The sequence below is a fragment of the Pseudomonas fulva NBRC 16637 = DSM 17717 genome, assembly GCF_000730565.1.
Lineage (GTDB): Bacteria > Pseudomonadota > Gammaproteobacteria > Pseudomonadales > Pseudomonadaceae > Aquipseudomonas > Aquipseudomonas fulva.
In genome coordinates this window covers 71,054-87,168 of sequence record NZ_BBIQ01000008.1, presented here as the reverse complement: position 1 = coordinate 87,168, position 16,115 = coordinate 71,054, and the positions used below count along the sequence as shown (strand labels likewise).

At 62.0% G+C, this 16,115-nt stretch carries 16 protein-coding genes; 6 read left to right on the top strand and 10 right to left on the bottom strand.

The window, feature by feature from the left end; all coding sequences use genetic code 11:
- Window positions 1–47: 47 nt before the first annotated feature.
- Together PFU01S_RS10225 and PFU01S_RS10220 are read left to right on the top strand one after the other, a co-directional pair.
- Window positions 48–1,328: a CynX/NimT family MFS transporter gene (locus PFU01S_RS10225; protein ID WP_027913754.1), complete on the top strand. Its 1,281-nt coding sequence runs from the start codon at window positions 48–50 to the stop codon at window positions 1,326–1,328.
- A gap of 75 nt (window positions 1,329–1,403) precedes the next feature.
- Window positions 1,404–1,889, top strand: coding sequence for a nuclear transport factor 2 family protein (locus PFU01S_RS10220; protein WP_027913755.1), 486 nt, complete (start codon window positions 1,404–1,406; stop codon window positions 1,887–1,889).
- Here PFU01S_RS10220 and PFU01S_RS10215 read toward each other — a convergent pair.
- Window positions 1,868–2,740, bottom strand: coding sequence for a hypothetical protein (locus tag PFU01S_RS10215; RefSeq protein ID WP_028687059.1), 873 nt, complete (start codon window positions 2,738–2,740; stop codon window positions 1,868–1,870). The genes PFU01S_RS10220 and PFU01S_RS10215 overlap by 22 nt on opposite strands.
- A 54-nt stretch (window positions 2,741–2,794) precedes the next feature.
- On the opposite strand from PFU01S_RS10215, the gene PFU01S_RS10210 reads away from it, so the two are divergent.
- Entirely contained in the window at window positions 2,795–3,112 is a 318-nt protein-coding gene (locus PFU01S_RS10210; protein WP_027913757.1) for a GIY-YIG nuclease family protein, read from the top strand.
- Here the strand turns inward: PFU01S_RS10210 and yejK are convergent.
- Window positions 3,093–4,100, bottom strand: coding sequence for a nucleoid-associated protein YejK (gene yejK / locus PFU01S_RS10205; RefSeq protein ID WP_027913758.1), 1,008 nt, complete (start codon window positions 4,098–4,100; stop codon window positions 3,093–3,095). The genes PFU01S_RS10210 and yejK overlap by 20 nt on opposite strands.
- 372 nt (window positions 4,101–4,472) lie before the next feature.
- Between yejK and PFU01S_RS10200 the strand changes: the two genes are divergently transcribed.
- Window positions 4,473–4,754: an HU family DNA-binding protein gene (locus tag PFU01S_RS10200; RefSeq protein ID WP_003255106.1), complete on the top strand. Its 282-nt coding sequence runs from the start codon at window positions 4,473–4,475 to the stop codon at window positions 4,752–4,754.
- 50 nt (window positions 4,755–4,804) lie between these two features.
- Here the strand turns inward: PFU01S_RS10200 and rlmF are convergent, their stop codons facing one another.
- The 5 genes from rlmF to PFU01S_RS10175 all read right to left on the bottom strand — a co-directional run bounded on the left by rlmF (window position 4,805) and on the right by PFU01S_RS10175 (window position 11,271).
- Entirely contained in the window at window positions 4,805–5,758 is a 954-nt protein-coding gene (gene rlmF / locus PFU01S_RS10195; RefSeq protein WP_027913759.1) for a 23S rRNA (adenine(1618)-N(6))-methyltransferase RlmF, read from the bottom strand.
- 128 nt (window positions 5,759–5,886) lie between these two features.
- Complete coding sequence (locus PFU01S_RS10190) at window positions 5,887–8,733, bottom strand: valine--tRNA ligase (RefSeq protein ID WP_023533311.1); 2,847 nt, start codon at window positions 8,731–8,733, stop codon at window positions 5,887–5,889.
- Between the two features lie 214 nt (window positions 8,734–8,947).
- The gene (locus PFU01S_RS10185) at window positions 8,948–9,295 is read right to left on the bottom strand and encodes a hypothetical protein (protein WP_027913760.1); all 348 of its coding nucleotides are present in this window, start codon (window positions 9,293–9,295) and stop codon (window positions 8,948–8,950) included.
- 5 nt (window positions 9,296–9,300) lie between these two features.
- Window positions 9,301–9,729 (bottom strand): DNA polymerase III subunit chi, encoded by a 429-nt coding sequence (locus PFU01S_RS10180; RefSeq protein WP_027913761.1) that lies wholly within the window; start codon window positions 9,727–9,729, stop codon window positions 9,301–9,303.
- Between the two features lie 48 nt (window positions 9,730–9,777).
- Complete coding sequence (locus tag PFU01S_RS10175) at window positions 9,778–11,271, bottom strand: leucyl aminopeptidase (RefSeq protein WP_028687060.1); 1,494 nt, start codon at window positions 11,269–11,271, stop codon at window positions 9,778–9,780.
- Between the two features lie 301 nt (window positions 11,272–11,572).
- On the opposite strand from PFU01S_RS10175, the gene lptF reads away from it, so the two are divergent.
- Both lptF and lptG read left to right on the top strand, forming a co-directional pair.
- Window positions 11,573–12,688 carry an LPS export ABC transporter permease LptF gene (gene lptF, locus PFU01S_RS10170; protein WP_023533424.1) on the top strand — a complete coding sequence of 372 codons (1,116 nt, stop codon included), beginning with the start codon at window positions 11,573–11,575 and terminating at the stop codon, window positions 12,686–12,688.
- A complete protein-coding gene (gene lptG, locus PFU01S_RS10165; protein ID WP_042139441.1) occupies window positions 12,681–13,742 on the top strand; it encodes an LPS export ABC transporter permease LptG in 1,062 nt (353 codons plus the stop codon). Before lptF ends, lptG begins: the two co-directional genes overlap by 8 nt.
- A gap of 94 nt (window positions 13,743–13,836) precedes the next feature.
- On the opposite strand, the gene PFU01S_RS10160 is transcribed toward lptG, so the two are convergent.
- The 3 genes from PFU01S_RS10160 to gcvT form a co-directional block, all read right to left on the bottom strand.
- On the bottom strand, window positions 13,837–14,325 hold the full coding sequence (locus PFU01S_RS10160; protein WP_028687061.1) for an RDD family protein: 489 nt from the start codon (window positions 14,323–14,325) through the stop codon (window positions 13,837–13,839).
- Between the two features lie 89 nt (window positions 14,326–14,414).
- On the bottom strand, window positions 14,415–14,627 hold the full coding sequence (locus tag PFU01S_RS10155) for a cold-shock protein (RefSeq protein WP_027913764.1): 213 nt from the start codon (window positions 14,625–14,627) through the stop codon (window positions 14,415–14,417).
- Window positions 14,628–14,984: 357 nt separating this feature from the next.
- Complete coding sequence (gene gcvT / locus PFU01S_RS10150; RefSeq protein ID WP_028687062.1) at window positions 14,985–16,106, bottom strand: glycine cleavage system aminomethyltransferase GcvT; 1,122 nt, start codon at window positions 16,104–16,106, stop codon at window positions 14,985–14,987.
- Between the last annotated feature and the right edge of the window lie 9 nt (window positions 16,107–16,115).

Here is a 16,115-nt window from a genome sequence, read left to right as displayed (position 1 = left end):
CCCAGGCGACGCACCTGATCTTGCTCGCCCTCTGACACGAGTTACCAATGCCTGAATCCAGAATGCCCAAAACCCCAGCAGTGGATCATGACAGCGATCCGTTGCTCATCGACGCCGAGGCGGACGACGAGCAGGTGCAGAGCCAGCCGCCGGTCAGGCACAAACCCTGGCTGCTGTTGCTCGGCCTGATACTGGTGGCCTTGAACCTGCGCCCTGCGTTGTCGAGCATGGCGCCGGTGCTGGGGCAGGTCTCTGACGGGCTGGGGCTCAGCGCAGCGCAGGCAGGCCTGCTGACGACATTGCCGGTGCTGTGCCTGGGCCTGTTCGCGCCGCTCGCGCCCATGCTGGCGCGCCGCCTGGGCAGCGAACGGGTGGTGCTGGGCATTCTGGGGACCTTGGCGGTGGGCATCGTCCTGCGCAGTGTCCTGGGCACGACGGGTCTGTTTCTGGGCAGCCTGCTGGCCGGTGCCAGTATCGGCATCATCGGTGTACTGCTACCGGGTATCGTCAAGCGCGACTTTCCACAGCATGCCGGCACGCTGACCGGCGTCTATACCATGGCGCTGTGCCTGGGGGCGGCGATGGCGGCGGGGGCGACCGTGCCGCTGGCGCACGCCTTGGGCGACAACTGGGCCCCGGCACTGGGGTTCTGGATGCTACCAGCCGTGCTGGCCATGCTGGTATGGCTGCCACAGGCGCGCAACGGTCATGGCGTGCACAAGGTCGCCTATCGCGTGCGTGGCCTTTGGCGTGATCCGCTGGCATGGCAGGTCACCCTGTACATGGGCCTGCAGTCCTCGCTCGCCTACATTGTCTTCGGCTGGCTGCCCTCTATCCTGATTGGCCGCGGCCTTAGCCCAACCCAGGCGGGCCTGGTGCTGTCGGGGTCGGTGATCATGCAACTGTTCAGCTCGCTTGCGGCACCCTGGTTGGCCACCCGTGGACGTGATCAGCGCCTGGCGATCGTGGTGGTCATGCTGGTGACCCTTTGCGGACTGTTCGGCTGCCTTTACGCACCCTTGTCGGGGCTGTGGGGCTGGGCAGTGCTGCTGGGCCTGGGCCAGGGTGGCACGTTTGCCCTGGCACTGACCTTGATCGTGCTGCGCTCAAGGGATGCGCATGTGGCGGCAAACCTCTCCAGCATGGCTCAGGGCGTTGGCTATACGCTGGCGTCGATGGGTCCGTTCGCCGTGGGCCTGGTGCATGACCTGACCGGAGGCTGGAGTGCTTTGGGTTGGGTGTTTGCGGTGCTCGGTGCAGGGGCCATTGTGTTTGGCCTGGGGGCAGGGCGCGCGTTGCATGTGCAGGTCACCAGCGAGAAGGTCTGATGGTTTCACGGTGGTACTGGCGTAACCCCGCGACGCGGATTATCGTGCGGTTTTAACCTAAGGGAAGGCCCTTTGATGAGCGATGCCAACCGCGAGTTGATAACCCGTTTCTACCAGGCCTTCCAGCGGCTTGATGCCCAGGCCATGGTCGCCTGTTACAGCGATGACGTGGTGTTCAGTGATCCGGTCTTCGGCACGCTGCGTGGCAGGGACGCCGGCGACATGTGGCGAATGCTGACCCGGCGCGCCAAGGATTTCTCCCTGCGCTACGACAACGTGTGTGCCGATGAGCGCGGTGGTTCGGCGCAATGGACTGCCACTTACGTCTTCGCCCAGACCGGACGAGACGTGGTCAACACCATCCAGGCACGCTTCGAGATCCGCGATGGGCTGATACACCGGCATCAAGACGACTTCGACCTGTGGGCCTGGTCCCGCCAGGCCCTGGGTGCGCCAGGGCTGCTGCTGGGCTGGACACCTTGGCTACAGGCCAAAGTACGCCACCAGGCATTCAAGGGCTTGCGGGCGTACCAGCACGCTCAAGGGGCGGCAACGGCCTGATCACGGTCGTGATAGGTGAACGTGGCACGCTCGCCGGCCTGCCAGGGTAGCCGTACCTTGATGACGGGTATGAAGCCGCCATGGGTGCGGTGCCAGTCCTTCTGATCTGCCTGGGCCTGCTCGAGGGCACCGGACTCCCCGTCGATGTAAAAGAATGACTGGATGGGCAGCTCGCCCGCGCGGGCTTCATCCCAAGCGCCGATGACTATCTCGTTCCAGACAAAGGGCAGTTCGTCAGCAAACAACCGTTGCGTGCGCAGGGTCTGGTGGAAGGCCTCCGCGCGTTCCGGTATGCGCGCCCGGCGTATGTCGAAGGCGCATTGACGCTTGTAGTCGCCGGTCAGCCTGAAGCGTGCGATCCAGTCTTCGGCCGTGTGCACGCCTTGCTCATGGCAAGCCGTTTCACGTTCGGGTGTCTGTCGATTGTCGCCGCACCCGCGGTTGTCACGTTCCCAGGTGTCGCCGTCGGTGGGCCATGCGCAGAGCATTTCATAGCGCAGGGATCCAGCGGGTCGCTGTATCAGCGGATACAAGGTGAAGCCACTGCGACCATCGGCGGCCAGGCCAGTGGTCGGCAAGTCACTGCGCAGGTAGGAAAACGAAACACCACCTTTGTCCTTGCTGTTCTGGCTATGATGCCAGGTGTGATAGTACGGAGATGGAACCGTGGACCTCAGCAAGACGCCGGAGCAGGCATGGGCCGGCACGGCATTGCCCTCGCACTGGGTGGGGGTGGCGTTATAGTTTTCCTGCATGCGGGCGGCGGTCTGGGCGCCAATCGAAGCCTGTGCGCTGGTAGTTGCAGCGAGTACCGCAGTGGCCAGCAGTGAACGAATCTGCAAATGGAGCATGATGAGCCCTCGTCGAGTGGGCTCATGAAGTTAATGATGGATACAACCGTTGTGGTGAGTGAAAGAGTACCGGATCAGGTAATCAAACCATGGTATGTGTACCTGGTCAGGGCGGCCAATGGCGCGCTCTACTGTGGCATTAGCGATGACCCGCGGCGGCGCTTCGAGGCGCACCGCAAAGGCCAGGGGGCACGCTTTTTCAAAAGCAGCCCAGCCCAGGCCCTGGTCTACATGGAGCGGTGGCCAGACAAAAGCGAAGCCTTGCGCCAGGAAAGGCTGGTCAAGCGCCTGCGCAAGTCGGCGAAAGAGGCACTGGTGTCCTCCTACAACGCCGAACCTGCATGCCGTGCGGTCAGTCTTTGCGACGCTTGAGCTGATCCACGAGCGTCGTGGGCAAACCTTTGATTATCAAGGTGCCAGCAGCTTCGTCGTACTCCACCTTGTCGCCCAGCAGGTGCGCCTCGAAACTGATCGACAGCCCTTCGGCACGGCCGGTGAAGCGACGGAACTGGTTGAGGGTGCGCTTATCGGCAGGAATCTCCGGTGACAACCCGTAGTCCTTGTTGCGGATATGGTCGTAAAACGCCTTGGGCCGATCCTCATCGATCAGGCTGGACAGTTCTTCGAGCGTCACCGGTTCGCCCAACTTGGTCTGCGTGGTGGCGTAGTCCACCAGCGTCTGGGTCTTTTCGCGGGCAGAGGCCTCAGGCAGGTCCTCGCTTTCCACGAAGTCACTGAACGCCTTGAGCAGCGTGCGCGTCTCGCCCGGCCCGTCCACACCTTCCTGGCAACCGATGAAGTCACGGAAGTAATCCGAGACTTTCTTGCCGTTCTTGCCTTTGATGAACGAGATGTACTGCTTGGAGTTCTGGTTGTTCTTCCATTCCGAAAGATTGATGCGTGCTGCCAGGTGCAACTGACCCAGGTCCAGGTGCCGCGAAGGCATGACATCGAGCTCGGCGTTCACGGCAACGCCTTCGCTGTGGTGCAGCAATGCGATGGCCAGGTATTCGGTCATGCCTTGCTGGTAATGCGCGAACAGAACGTGCCCGCCGGTGGACAGATTGGACTCTTCCATCAGCTTTTGCAGATGCTCCACAGCCTGCCGGCTGAAGGCGGTGAAATCCTGCTCCTGCTCTAGGTACTGTTTCAGCCAGCCACTGAGCGGATAAGCGCCGGACTCGCTGTGGAAGAACCCCCAAGCCTTGCCTTGTTTGGCGTTGTAGCTGTCATTGAGGTCGGCTAGCAGGTTCTCGATGGCGTCCGAGGCCGCGAGCTCGGCGTCACGTGCGTGCAATACGGCAGGGCTGCCATCGGGCTTTTTGTCGATCAGGTGAACGATGCAATGTCGGATTGGCATGGGGAGTCTCGGACAGGTACAAAAGCACTGAAGTTTACCTCAGACGCTGGGTGATTCAGTGGGCGGATCGAAGCAGAATCGCAGGTTGGCGGTTTTTTACTCAAATCTGCGGTCTTTTCATCATCAAGGCCTGAAAACCTGCATTAAATCAGGGGTGGCAGCGGATATTTATCCGCTGCTGTGGTAGTTTTGCGCCGTCTTGCGCCCCTGTTGTGGCGCATTGCTGCAGTACGCGCTCGGCGTGTCGAACCAAACGCTGATTTGCGTATCTACATACCCAATTGGCGCGGCCCTCCAATCTCGTCGGGGCTGGCCCGATAACGTCGTCGTTCGCTGCATAACCATCGAATTTGATAGGGAAGGAACACCACCATGGCATTGACCAAAGACCAACTGATTGCCGACATCGCCGAATCGATCGCAGCGCCTAAAGCCACCGCCAAGAACGCTCTGGAGCAACTGGGCCAGATCGTTGCCGACCAACTGGAAAACGGCGCTGAAATCACCCTGCCAGGCATCGGCAAGCTGAAAGTCTCCGAGCGTCCTGCCCGTACCGGCCGCAACCCTTCGACTGGCGCTGCCATCGAAATCGCTGCCAAGAAAGTCGTCAAGTTCGTACCGGCCAAAGTGCTGACCGACGCCATCAACAAGTAATTGTCGATGCAGTGACCTGACCGCGCCCGGGTTACCCGAGCGCGGTTTTTTCATGCCTGTGAAATGGGCTTGGCGCGCCATGCCTGGCGCGCAGCATCGTCATGGAAGCTCCAGGCGAGCATGCGGCTCTGTTTCTGTCCTTGGCCCATTTCGACAACGCGCACAGCCGCGGCCCCCGCCTTTTTCAAGGCTGCCTCCAGTGCCGGCAGGTTACTGGCCTTCGACACCAGGCTGGTGAACCACAGTGTCTGGCTGGCGTATTGCGCGCTCTCGTTGATCAGTTGGGTGACGAAGCGGATTTCACCGCCTTCGCACCACAGTTCGTTGTTCTGGCCACCGAAGTTCAACACGGGCAGCTTGCGCTTGGGGTCCTGTTTGCCCAGGTTCTTCCATTTGCGCTGGCTGCCACGGGTGGCTTCTTCGCGTGAGGCATGGAAGGGCGGGTTGCACAGGGTCAGGTCGAAGCGCTCGTCGTCCTTGAGCAGGCCGCTGAGGATATGCGCAGGGTTGCTCTGCTGGCGCAGGTTGATGACCTTGTCCAAGCCATTGGCCTGAATGATCGCCTTGGCCGACGCCAATGCTACCGGATCGATGTCCGAGCCCAGAAAGCGCCAGCGGTAATCGCTATGGCCCAGCAGCGGGTAGATGCAGTTGGCACCCACGCCGATGTCGAGCACGCGCACCTGAGCGCCTTTGAGGAGCTGGCCTGCGTTATCGGCAGCCAACAGGTCGGCGGCCACATGAAGGTAGTCGGCGCGACCTGGAATCGGCGGGCACAGGTAGTTGGCGGGGATGTCCCAATGCTGGATCCCGTACTGGGCCTTGAGCAGGGCACGGTTGAACACTCGCACCGCTTCGGGGTTGGCGAAATCGATGCTGGGTTTGCCATGGGGGTTGGTGAGGGTGAAGCGCGCCAGATCAGGGTGTGCCTTGATCAGGCTGGGAAAATCGTAGCGCCCTTGATGGCGGTTACGCGGGTGCAGGGTGGGTTTGCTCTGGGTCATGCTCGGGTCCGGTGTTGCAGGTGCTGGCCCCCAGACCGTTGGACGGCCCGGTCGCGGCCGGCCCGGTTGCCCCGGGGCTGGCCGCGAACGAGGGCTGAGCCCTCGTCAGTCAGCACTGCACGGTCAGGTTACAGCGCTGCAATCCGCGCATGCTGCTCGGTGAAGTTCGCCAACGCCTGCTCGGACTCGGCCAGCTTGGCGCGCTCCTTCTCGATGACGGCAGGCGGTGCCTTGTCGACGAACGCGGCGTTGGACAGCTTGCCGCCCACGCGCGCCACTTCGCCTTGCAGGCGCTGGATTTCCTTGTTCAGGCGAGCCAGTTCGGCATTTTTGTCGATCAGCCCGGCCATCGGTACCAGCACCTGAAGGTCACCCACCAGCGCCGTGGCGGACAATGGCGCCTCGTCGTTGTCGCCCAGCACGGTGAACGATTCGACCTTGGCCAATTTCTTGAGCAAGGCTTCGTTTTCCTGCAGGCGGCGCTGGTCGTCGGCGCTGGCGTTCTTCAGGAACAGCGGCAGGGGTTTGCCAGGGCCGATGTTCATTTCAGCGCGAATGTTGCGCAAGCCGACCATCAGCTCCTTGAGCCACTCGATGTCGCCTTCGGCGGCCACGTCGATGCGGGCGTCATTGGCCTGAGGCCAGGGCTGCAGCATGATGGTCTTGCCTTCGACGCCGGCCAACGGTGCAATGCGCTGCCAGATTTCCTCGGTGATGAACGGCATAAACGGGTGGGCCAGGCGCAGTGCCACCTCCAGCACGCGAACCAGGGTGCGGCGCGTGCCACGGGCGCGTTCCACAGGGGCCTGCTCATCCCACAACACTGGCTTGGAAAGCTCAAGGTACCAGTCGCAGTACTGGTTCCAGATGAATTCGTACAGCGCCTGGCTGGCCAGGTCGAAGCGGAACTGTTCGAGCTGACGGGTCACTTCAGCTTCGGTGCGCTGCAGCTGCGAGATGATCCAGCGGTCGGCCAGCGACAGCTCGTAGGCCTCGCCGTTCTGCCCACAGTCCTCACCCTTGTCCAGCACGTAGCGGGCGGCGTTCCAGATCTTGTTGCAGAAGTTGCGATAGCCTTCGACGCGGCCCATGTCGAACTTGATGTCGCGACCGGTCGAGGCCAAGGAGCAGAACGTGAAACGCAGGGCGTCGGTACCGTAGCTGGCGATACCCTCGGGGAACTCGGCCTTGGTCTGCTTGGCGATCTTCTCGGCCAGCTTGGGCTGCATCATGCCGCTGGTGCGTTTCTCCAGCAAGGCATCGAGGGTGATGCCGTCGACGATGTCCAGTGGGTCCAGCACGTTGCCCTTGGACTTGGACATCTTCTGGCCCTGGCCGTCACGCACCAGGCCGTGCACGTACACGGTCTTGAACGGAACCTGGGGCGTGCCGTCCTCGTTCTTGATCAGGTGCATGGTCAACATGATCATGCGCGCAACCCAGAAGAAGATGATGTCGAAGCCGGTGACCAGCACATCGGTGGAGTGGAATTTCTTGAGGAACTCCGTTTGCTCCGGCCAGCCCAGGGTTGAGAAGGTCCACAGGCCCGAGCTGAACCAGGTGTCGAGCACGTCGTCATCCTGGCGCAGGTTCACGTCCGCGCCGAGGCCGTGCTTGCTGCGCACTTCCTCCTCGTTGCGCCCGACATAGACCCGGCCCGCCTCGTCGTACCAGGCCGGGATGCGATGGCCCCACCACAGCTGCCGGCTGATGCACCAATCCTGAATGTCGCGCATCCAGGAGAAGTACATGTTCTCGTACTGCTTGGGCACGAACTGGATACGGCCATCCTCGACCGCAGCGATGGCAGGCTCGGCCAGCGGCTTGGTGGAAACGTACCACTGGTCGGTCAGCCACGGTTCGATGATGGTGCCCGAGCGGTCGCCCTTGGGCACTTTCAAGGCATGGTCGTCGATGCCGACCAGCAGGCCCTGAGCCTCCAGGTCGGCAACGATCTGCTTACGTGCAACGAAGCGATCGAGGCCGGCGTACTGGGACGGCAGGGCGGTGTCTACCTGGTCATTGAGCGAACCATCGAGGTTGAATGCCTGGGCTGCTGGCAGCACCACGGCATTCTTGTCGAAAATGTTCAGCAGCGGCAGGTTATGACGCTTGCCGACTTCATAGTCGTTGAAGTCGTGGGCCGGGGTGATCTTGACGCAACCGGTGCCGAACTCAGGGTCGCAGTAGTCATCGGCAACGATAGGGATGCGACGGCCAACCAGCGGCAACTCGACGAACTTGCCGATCAGGGCCTGGTAGCGTTCGTCGGTGGGGTTGACCGCGACGGCAGCGTCACCCAGCAGGGTTTCCGGACGCGTGGTGGCGACCACAAGGTAATCCAGCCCCTCGGCGGTGGTGGCACCGTCGGCCAGCGGGTAGCGCAGGTTCCACAGGTGGCCTTTCTCGTCGTGGCTCTCGACTTCCAGATCGGAAATGGCGGTGTGCAGCTTGGTATCCCAGTTGACCAGGCGCTTGCCCCGGTAGATCAGGCCGTCTTCATGCAGGCGCACGAACGCTTCCTTGACCGCTTCGGACAGGCCATCGTCCATGGTGAAGCGCTCGCGGCTCCAGTCCACGGAGGAGCCGAGCCGACGAATCTGCCGGCTGATGTTGCCGCCCGACTGGTCTTTCCACTCCCAGATTTTTTCCAGGAACTGTTCGCGGCCCAGGTCATGACGGTTCAGGCCCTTGGCTTCAAGCTGGCGCTCGACCAGCATCTGCGTGGCGATGCCCGCGTGGTCGGTACCAGGCTGCCAGAGGGTGTCGCGACCCTGCATGCGGCGGAAGCGGATCAGGGCATCCATGATCGCGTTGTTGAAACCATGGCCCATGTGCAGGCTGCCGGTCACGTTCGGCGGCGGAATCATGATGGTGTAGGACTCGCCTGCACCTTGTGGAGCGAAATAGTTTTCGGCTTCCCAGGTGTTGTACCAGGAAGTTTCGATGGCGTGCGGCTGGTAGGTCTTATCCATGCGCGGCGGGACCCTGTGCATTTATTCGGGAAAGCCGGGAAGTATAACCAAGCCGGAGGGCGCAGGCGACAAGCGGCTGCTGGGCGGGTTTGCCCGGTGCGGGGAAAGACAGCCGCGTGACGGCAAGCGTCCTGCGCCGCAGCAGAACGTTACAGCTTCGCCAGTAGGAGCAGTAGCTTGCAGGCGGGTGAAGAGCAGGTGCCCGGTAGCCCCTTCACTCCGAACGCTTGATCAACCGCTCGATGCGCGCATCGAGGCGACGCTTGATCTCGTTTTCGATGTGCGGGGTAAAGTCGTTGATCACATCCTGCATGATCATCTGCGCTGCAGCGCGCAGTTCGCTTTCAAGGTGCAGCAGGGTGTCCTGGCGACGTGCCTGCGGGTCGTCCTGGGCGGTGTCGCTGGCAGCCGGATCGGCAGCGGCGTCAACGCGTGCAGGCACCTGCTCCACCGTGTCGGTGAGCAAAGGCGGTTGCAGGTCGGCATCGCCAAGCAATTGGCGAATCGACTCAAGATCGTCGAGCAGGTGGGTAGAGCCGGGCAGGGGAGCGTGCTTGTCCATCGTCATCAAAATCGCTGTAAGCGGTGGTCTTGCAGAGCATAGCCTTGTTCACGGTAGAAACGGAATCGCTCACGCGCCGATTGGCGGATCGCTGCCTCTTCAACCACGATCTCGGCAACCCGCTCGAACTGGCTGACAAAGCCGGGAACATCGGCGCCCAGGTTGATCAACAAGTCCTGGTGCCCCTGGGCGTGATCACCGACGCCAAGCGCCACGCTCGCATCGGCGTGATCTTCTGCCAGGTCATGGGGCACGAAGGCTTCGCCCCTGAATGCCCATAAACGCGTGTCCAAAGCGGCACGCTGATCCTCATCCTGGCAGTGCAGGTAGACGCGATGGCCGAGCCGCCAGGCTTTGTCGCACAGCTTGCAGGCGAAATCCAGGCGCGCCTCCAGCGAATCGGTAGGCAGTATGTAGAAGTCGACTTTGCTCATGTGGGTTCCGTCAGCCGGCAATGCCCGAGGCACTGCCGGCGGTTGCCGTCAGGCGCCAGCGCGGTCCAGCAGGTACTGGGTCAGCAAGGGCACCGGGCGACCGGAGGCACCCTTGTCCTTGCCGCCGCTGATCCAGGCGGTACCGGCGATATCCAGGTGCGCCCAGTCATAGGCCTTGGCGAATCGCGACAGGAAGCAACCGGCGGTGATGGTGCCGGCTTTCGGGCCGCCGATGTTGCCCATGTCGGCGAACGGGCTGTCCAGTTGTTCCTGGTATTCGTCGAACAGCGGCAATTGCCAGGCGCGGTCATCGGCACGCTTGCCCGCCTCGAGCAGTTGGCTGACCAGCGCGTCGTTGTTGCCCATCAGACCGCTGGTGTGGCTGCCCAGGGCGACGATGCAGGCGCCGGTAAGCGTGGCGATATCGATCACCGCCTGGGGTTTGAAGCGCTCGGCGTAGGTGAGGGTATCGCACAGTACCAGGCGACCTTCGGCGTCGGTGTTGAGAATCTCAACGGTCTGGCCGCTCATGGTGGTCACGATGTCACCGGGGCGAGTGGCGCCGCCGCTGGGCATGTTCTCGGCACAGGCGAGCAAGCACACCAGATTGATGGGCAGCTGCAGTTCCAGCACCGCACGCAGGGTGCCGAACACGCTGGCTGCGCCGCACATGTCGTATTTCATCTCGTCCATGCCGGCACCGGGCTTTAGGCTGATGCCGCCAGTGTCGAAGGTGATGCCCTTGCCCACCAGCACGAAAGGCTTGTCGCCTTTCTTGGCGCCTTGATAGTTGAGCACGATCAGGCGCGGAGGTTGATCGCTGCCCTGGCCGACGGCGTAGAACGCGCCCATGCCCAGGTCCTTGATCTTCTTCTCGTCCAGCACGTCGACTTTCAGGCCTTTGTGCGCCTTGCCCAGCTCCTTGGCCTGCTCGGCCAGGTAACTTGGATGGCACAGGTTGGGCGGCAGGTTGCCCAGGTCACGGGTATAGGCCATGCCAGTGGCGATGGCATTGGCGTGGCGCACGGCGCGCTCCACGTCGGCCTGGCCGAGCTTGGTGGTGAGCAGGGTGACTTTTTTCAGCGCACGAGGCTCGGCTTTCTGGCTTTTGAAACGATCGAACACGTACTCGCCGTCGAGCAGGGTTTCGGCCAGCAGGCGATATTTGCCATAGCCTGCATCGCGGTTGCTCAGCGCAATGTCATCGAGTGCCAGAACGGCGTCGGCACCGTTGAGGCCCTTGAGCACGCCGGCAACGCTGGCCACCAGCTTGCGCCAGGTGCGATCACCCAGTGCCTCGTCCTTGCCGCTACCCACCAGCAGCACACGCTCGGCCTTCAGGCCTGCAACGGCGTGCAGCAGCAGCGTCTGGCCAGGCTTGCCCACCAGGTCGCCACGCTTGAGCGCCGCACTGATGGCGCCCTCGCTTGCCAGGTCCACGGCCTGGGCCACGGTGCCCAAGGCACGTTTTTCACCGACTGGGATGACCAGCGTTGCGGTCTTGAGCGATGCAGCGGCTACGCTTTTTACAACCAGTTCCATCTCAGGGTCCCCGAATGATCGATACGTGTGGCGCCGTGCTGGCCGGCGCTTGGAACGCGACTGGCTGCGCAGTGGCAGGCCAGTGGAAAAGCTGCCAGTTTGAGCCTGCGGCCGGCGTGCTGACAACCCCGGCGTGCTGTGCGATGCGCGGCCAAGTGACAGGCGCGGTCAATCACAGGATAATGCGCGCACTTTATATGGAGGTTCGCCTTGGGCGAACCAGCATTGGCCTTGGATGTACTAAGTCATCGTCTGGTGCCATCGATTGGCAGTCCGTGCTGACAACCCAGGAGTGTCTGGTTTGATCGTCTTTCGTTATCTTTCCCGCGAGGTCCTGGTGACCTTGAGCGCCGTCAGCGCCGTGCTGCTGGTGATCATCATGAGCGGGCGCTTCATCAAATACCTGGCCCAGGCTGCACAGGGGGTGCTCGACCCTGGCGTTCTGTTCCTGATCATGGGGTTCCGCCTGCCGGGCTTCCTGCAACTGATCCTGCCGCTGGGGTTGTTCCTGGGTATTCTGCTGGCCTATGGCCGGCTGTACCTGGAAAGCGAAATGACCGTGCTGTCGGCCACCGGCATGAGCCAGCAGCGCTTGCTGGCCATGACCATGGCGCCTGCAGCGCTGGTGGCCCTGCTGGTGGCCTGGCTGAGCCTGAGCCTTGCACCCCTGGGCGTGGCCCAGGTGCAGAAGATCATCAGCCAGCAGGATGCCCTGACCGAATTCGACACCCTGGTGCCGGGCCGCTTCCAGACCCTGCGCGATGGTTCGCGGGTGACCTACACCGAGCAGCTTTCAGATGACCGGGTAAACCTGGGCGGCGTGTTCATCTCCGAAAAACGCTTCAACCAGGACAAGACCAAGGACCGCGCCCCGTCGGTGCTGGTGGCCGAGCGCGGGCACCAGGAAATCCAGGCCGATGGCAACCGTTATCTGGTGCTCGAAAACGGCTACCGCTACGACGGCAACCCAGGCCAGGCCGACTACCGCGCCATCAAGTACGACACCTATGGCGTGTTGTTGCCCAAGCCTGAAGTCAGCGAGGAGGTCACCGAGCGGGAGGCCATTCCCACTACCCAACTATTCGGCGCTACGGACCTGCGTGAACGCGCCGAGTTGCAATGGCGTCTGTCACTGCCGATCCTGGTGTTCATCGTGACCCTGCTCGCCGTGCCGCTGTCACGGGCCAATCCTCGGCAGGGGCGTTTCCTCAAGCTGCTGCCAGCCATCCTCCTGTACATGGCGTACCTGACAATGCTGATTTCCGTGCGCGGTGCACTCGAGAAGGGCAAGCTGCCCATCGCCCTTGGCATGTGGTGGGTGCATGGGCTGTTCCTGCTCATCGGCCTGGGCCTGATGTACTGGGAACCTCTTCGCCTCAAGCGCGCAGCCCGTCGTGCGGAGGTGGCCCGTGGCTAAGCTCGATCGTTATATCGGCCAAAGCGTGCTGGTGGCTATTCTGGCTGTCCTGGGCATCATCCTGGGGCTGGCCTCGCTGTTCGCCTTCATCGACGAAATGGGCGACCTGAGCGATACCTACACGGTGCTCGAAGCAGGCAAGTACGTGCTGCTTACCGCACCGCGGCGCCTGTACGACATGCTGCCGATGGCCGCGCTCATCGGCTGCCTGATCGGCCTGGGTACGCTGGCCAGCAGCAGCGAGCTGACCATCATGCGCGCTGCTGGGGTGTCGATCGGTCGCATCGTCTGGGCGGTGATGAAACCAATGCTGGTGCTGATGCTGGTTGGCCTGCTGATCGGCGAGTACGTGGCACCGGTTACCGAAAACAAAGCCCAGGCCGATCGCTCCCTCGCCCAGGGTGGCGGTGAAGCGCAAAGCTCCAAGCGCGGCATGTGGCACCGGCAGGGCGAGGAGTTCGTGCACATCAACTCCGTGCAGCCCAACGGCCTTCTGCTGGGTGTGACCCGCTACCGGTTCGACGACCAGCGCAAGATCATCAGCTCCAGCTTCGCGCGCCGGGCGCGTTACGAAAACGATCACTGGCTGCTGACCGATGTGCGCACCACGCTGTTCCATGGTGACCGTACCGAAGTCGTGCAAAACCCTGAAGAACAGTGGGATGTGTCGGTCACGCCGCAGTTGCTCAACACGGTGGTGCTGGCGCCTGAATCGCTGTCGATCACCGGCCTGTGGGACTACATCCACTGCCTGTCCGACCAAGGGTTGAACAATGCCCGCTACTGGCTGGCGTTCTGGACCAAGGTCCTGCAACCGGCCATCACGGCAGCCCTGGTACTCATGGCCATTTCGTTCATCTTCGGCCCGCTGCGCTCGGTGACGCTTGGTCAGCGTGTCTTCACCGGCGTGCTGGTGGGCTTCGTGTTCCGTATCGCTCAGGACCTGCTGGGCCCATCCAGCCAGGTGTTCGGCTTCCCGCCGTTGCTTGCGGTGGTGCTGCCAGCCGGCATCTGTGCCGTGGCAGGCTTGTGGTTGTTGCGCCGCGCTGGATAAGCCTGCTGCGCAGCCCCATGGCTGCGTGCTTGACCCTGGGGGCCGCTATTGCGGCCCCTTGTGTTTCATGGCCGCTGCCGCTTGAGTAGAGCGCTCATTTCTTCGGCTTGGGGACTCGAACCAGTTGGCTCTCGGAGTAGATGTCATGCCAGCTGCGTTTGCGCTTGTCGATCAGGGCCCAGAAAAAACCCAGTCCCAGGCACAGCCACGAGGCAATGGAAACGACAAACCGCAACAGCGCCTGCCAGAGCGTGATGGGCGAGCCATCGGCGTTCTGCACACGCACGCCCCAGACCTGCATGCCCAGCGTCTGCCCGCCATGGGTCCAGAACTTGGCGAAGAAACCGAACAGCACGAACAGCAGCACCGTGGACAGCAAAGGGTCGCCGTCGAGCGCGCCTGCTTCGGTAAGTTCGCGCATACGCTGTTGGCCGATGATCGCCATCTGGACCATCTTGTAGAGGCCCGCAGTGACGATCAGCAGGGCCGTACACAGTAAAAAGTCATAGAACACCGCGGCCAGGCGCCTGCCCAGGCCGACCGGAGGGAAATCACCTTGGGGAAGCAGCACAGGCTTGGACATGCAGAACAGCTCCATCATGCAAAGGCGCCATTCTACGGGCAAAAAAAAGCCCCTGCACTGAGCAGGGGCTTTTTGGAAGGTGACAAGGCTTATTCAGCAACCTGTACCTTGTCAGCTTGCATACCTTTTTGGCCTTGAACGGCTTCGAAAGTGACCTTCTGGCCTTCTTTCAGGCTTTTGAAGCCGTTGCCTTCGATGGCGCGGAAGTGCACGAACAGATCAGCACCGCTTTCTGGGGTGATGAAGCCGTAGCCTTTTTCGTCATTGAACCACTTGACGATACCGTTCTGACGGGTAGACATAATCTTATTTCCTATGAAACTTAGGTTTGGATGACAGTTTTCTTTCGCTTTCAAACAAGCAAAAGAGTACTGGGCTGGGTTGCAGGAAAGTAAGAGACGTCGAACGGGTTGTAGCAGATTGCGGCTACTGGCCCAGGTCACGAACTGTTGCGACCCATGCAAACACAGTGCGTTGACTCTACGCCAACTGCCGAGCGAAAAACAAGCCTTCCAGCGGGTGGAAAGTGACTGTTTTACAACCAGCGGCCAAACCGCCGAACAGTGCATGGTGCCTGGCCTGGCGCCATGTTCGCAGTGGCGCGGGCAACGTTCGCAAACGAAGATGCCGAACGTTGCCACGCCGCTGATGAGTCTGCCTCAACCGCGATAGTAACGGGGCGCAACGAATGGGGTTTTACTGACTTTCAAGGCCACCTTCTTTCCACGCACGAGTGCATATAGAAGCGTGTCCAGTGCGGACTGTTCGGTGTCCACATAACCCATCGCCACAGGGGCACTGAGTGTGGGTCCAAAGCCGCCACTGCAGATGGTGCCAACCGAGGTGCCTTCTGCATCGACAATCTCGGCGCCTTCGCGTACAGGCGTGCGTTCCTGGGGCAGCAAACCGACCCGCTTGCGTTTCACACCCTCACGTTGCTGATCGAAGATGGCCTGTGCGCCCGGAAAGCCCCCAGCACGCGCACCATCGGCCCGGCGCGACTTGGACATTGCCCACAACAAGTTCGCCTGCACGGGTGAAGTGTCGGCGTTCATGTCATGGCCATACAGGCACAGGCCGGCTTCCAGACGCAACGAGTCACGGGCCCCCAGCCCGATCGGCTGGACCTCTGGCTGCTTGAGCAGCGCTCTGGCGAGCGTCTCGGCACCTGCCACCGGCACGGAGATTTCATAACCATCCTCCCCGGTGTAGCCCGACCGACTGACCCAGCACAGGTGGCCCAGCAACGTGACAGGTCGCACCTGCATGAACGTCATGTCCGCCACTTCATGCGCCAGACGCTGCAGGACCTTGGCCGCTGCCGGCCCTTGCAAGGCGAGCAGAGCACGTTGATCGAACAGTGGCTGGACCTCGCAACGTTGGCTGATATGCCGCTGCAAGTGCGCCAGGTCCTGATCCTTGCAGGCGGCGTTCACCACCAGCAGCAGCGTGTCGTCACCCAGGTTGGCGACCATCAGGTCGTCGAGGATGCCGCCGTGTTCGTTGGTGAACATGGCGTAGCGCTGCATGCCAACGGGCAGGTCGATGATATCGACCGGCACCAGCGTTTCCAGCGCACTGGCAGCGTCGCTACCCTTGAGCAGTATCTGCCCCATGTGCGAGACGTCGAACAACCCGGCCTGTTCTCGGGTGTGCAGGTGCTCTTTAAGCACGCCCAGGGGGTACTGCACCGGCATGTCGTAGCCCGCGAAGGGCACCATGCGCGCGCCCAGTTCCAGGTGCAGGGCATGCAGTGGGGTTTTGAGCAGTGTTTCGGACATCGATGACTC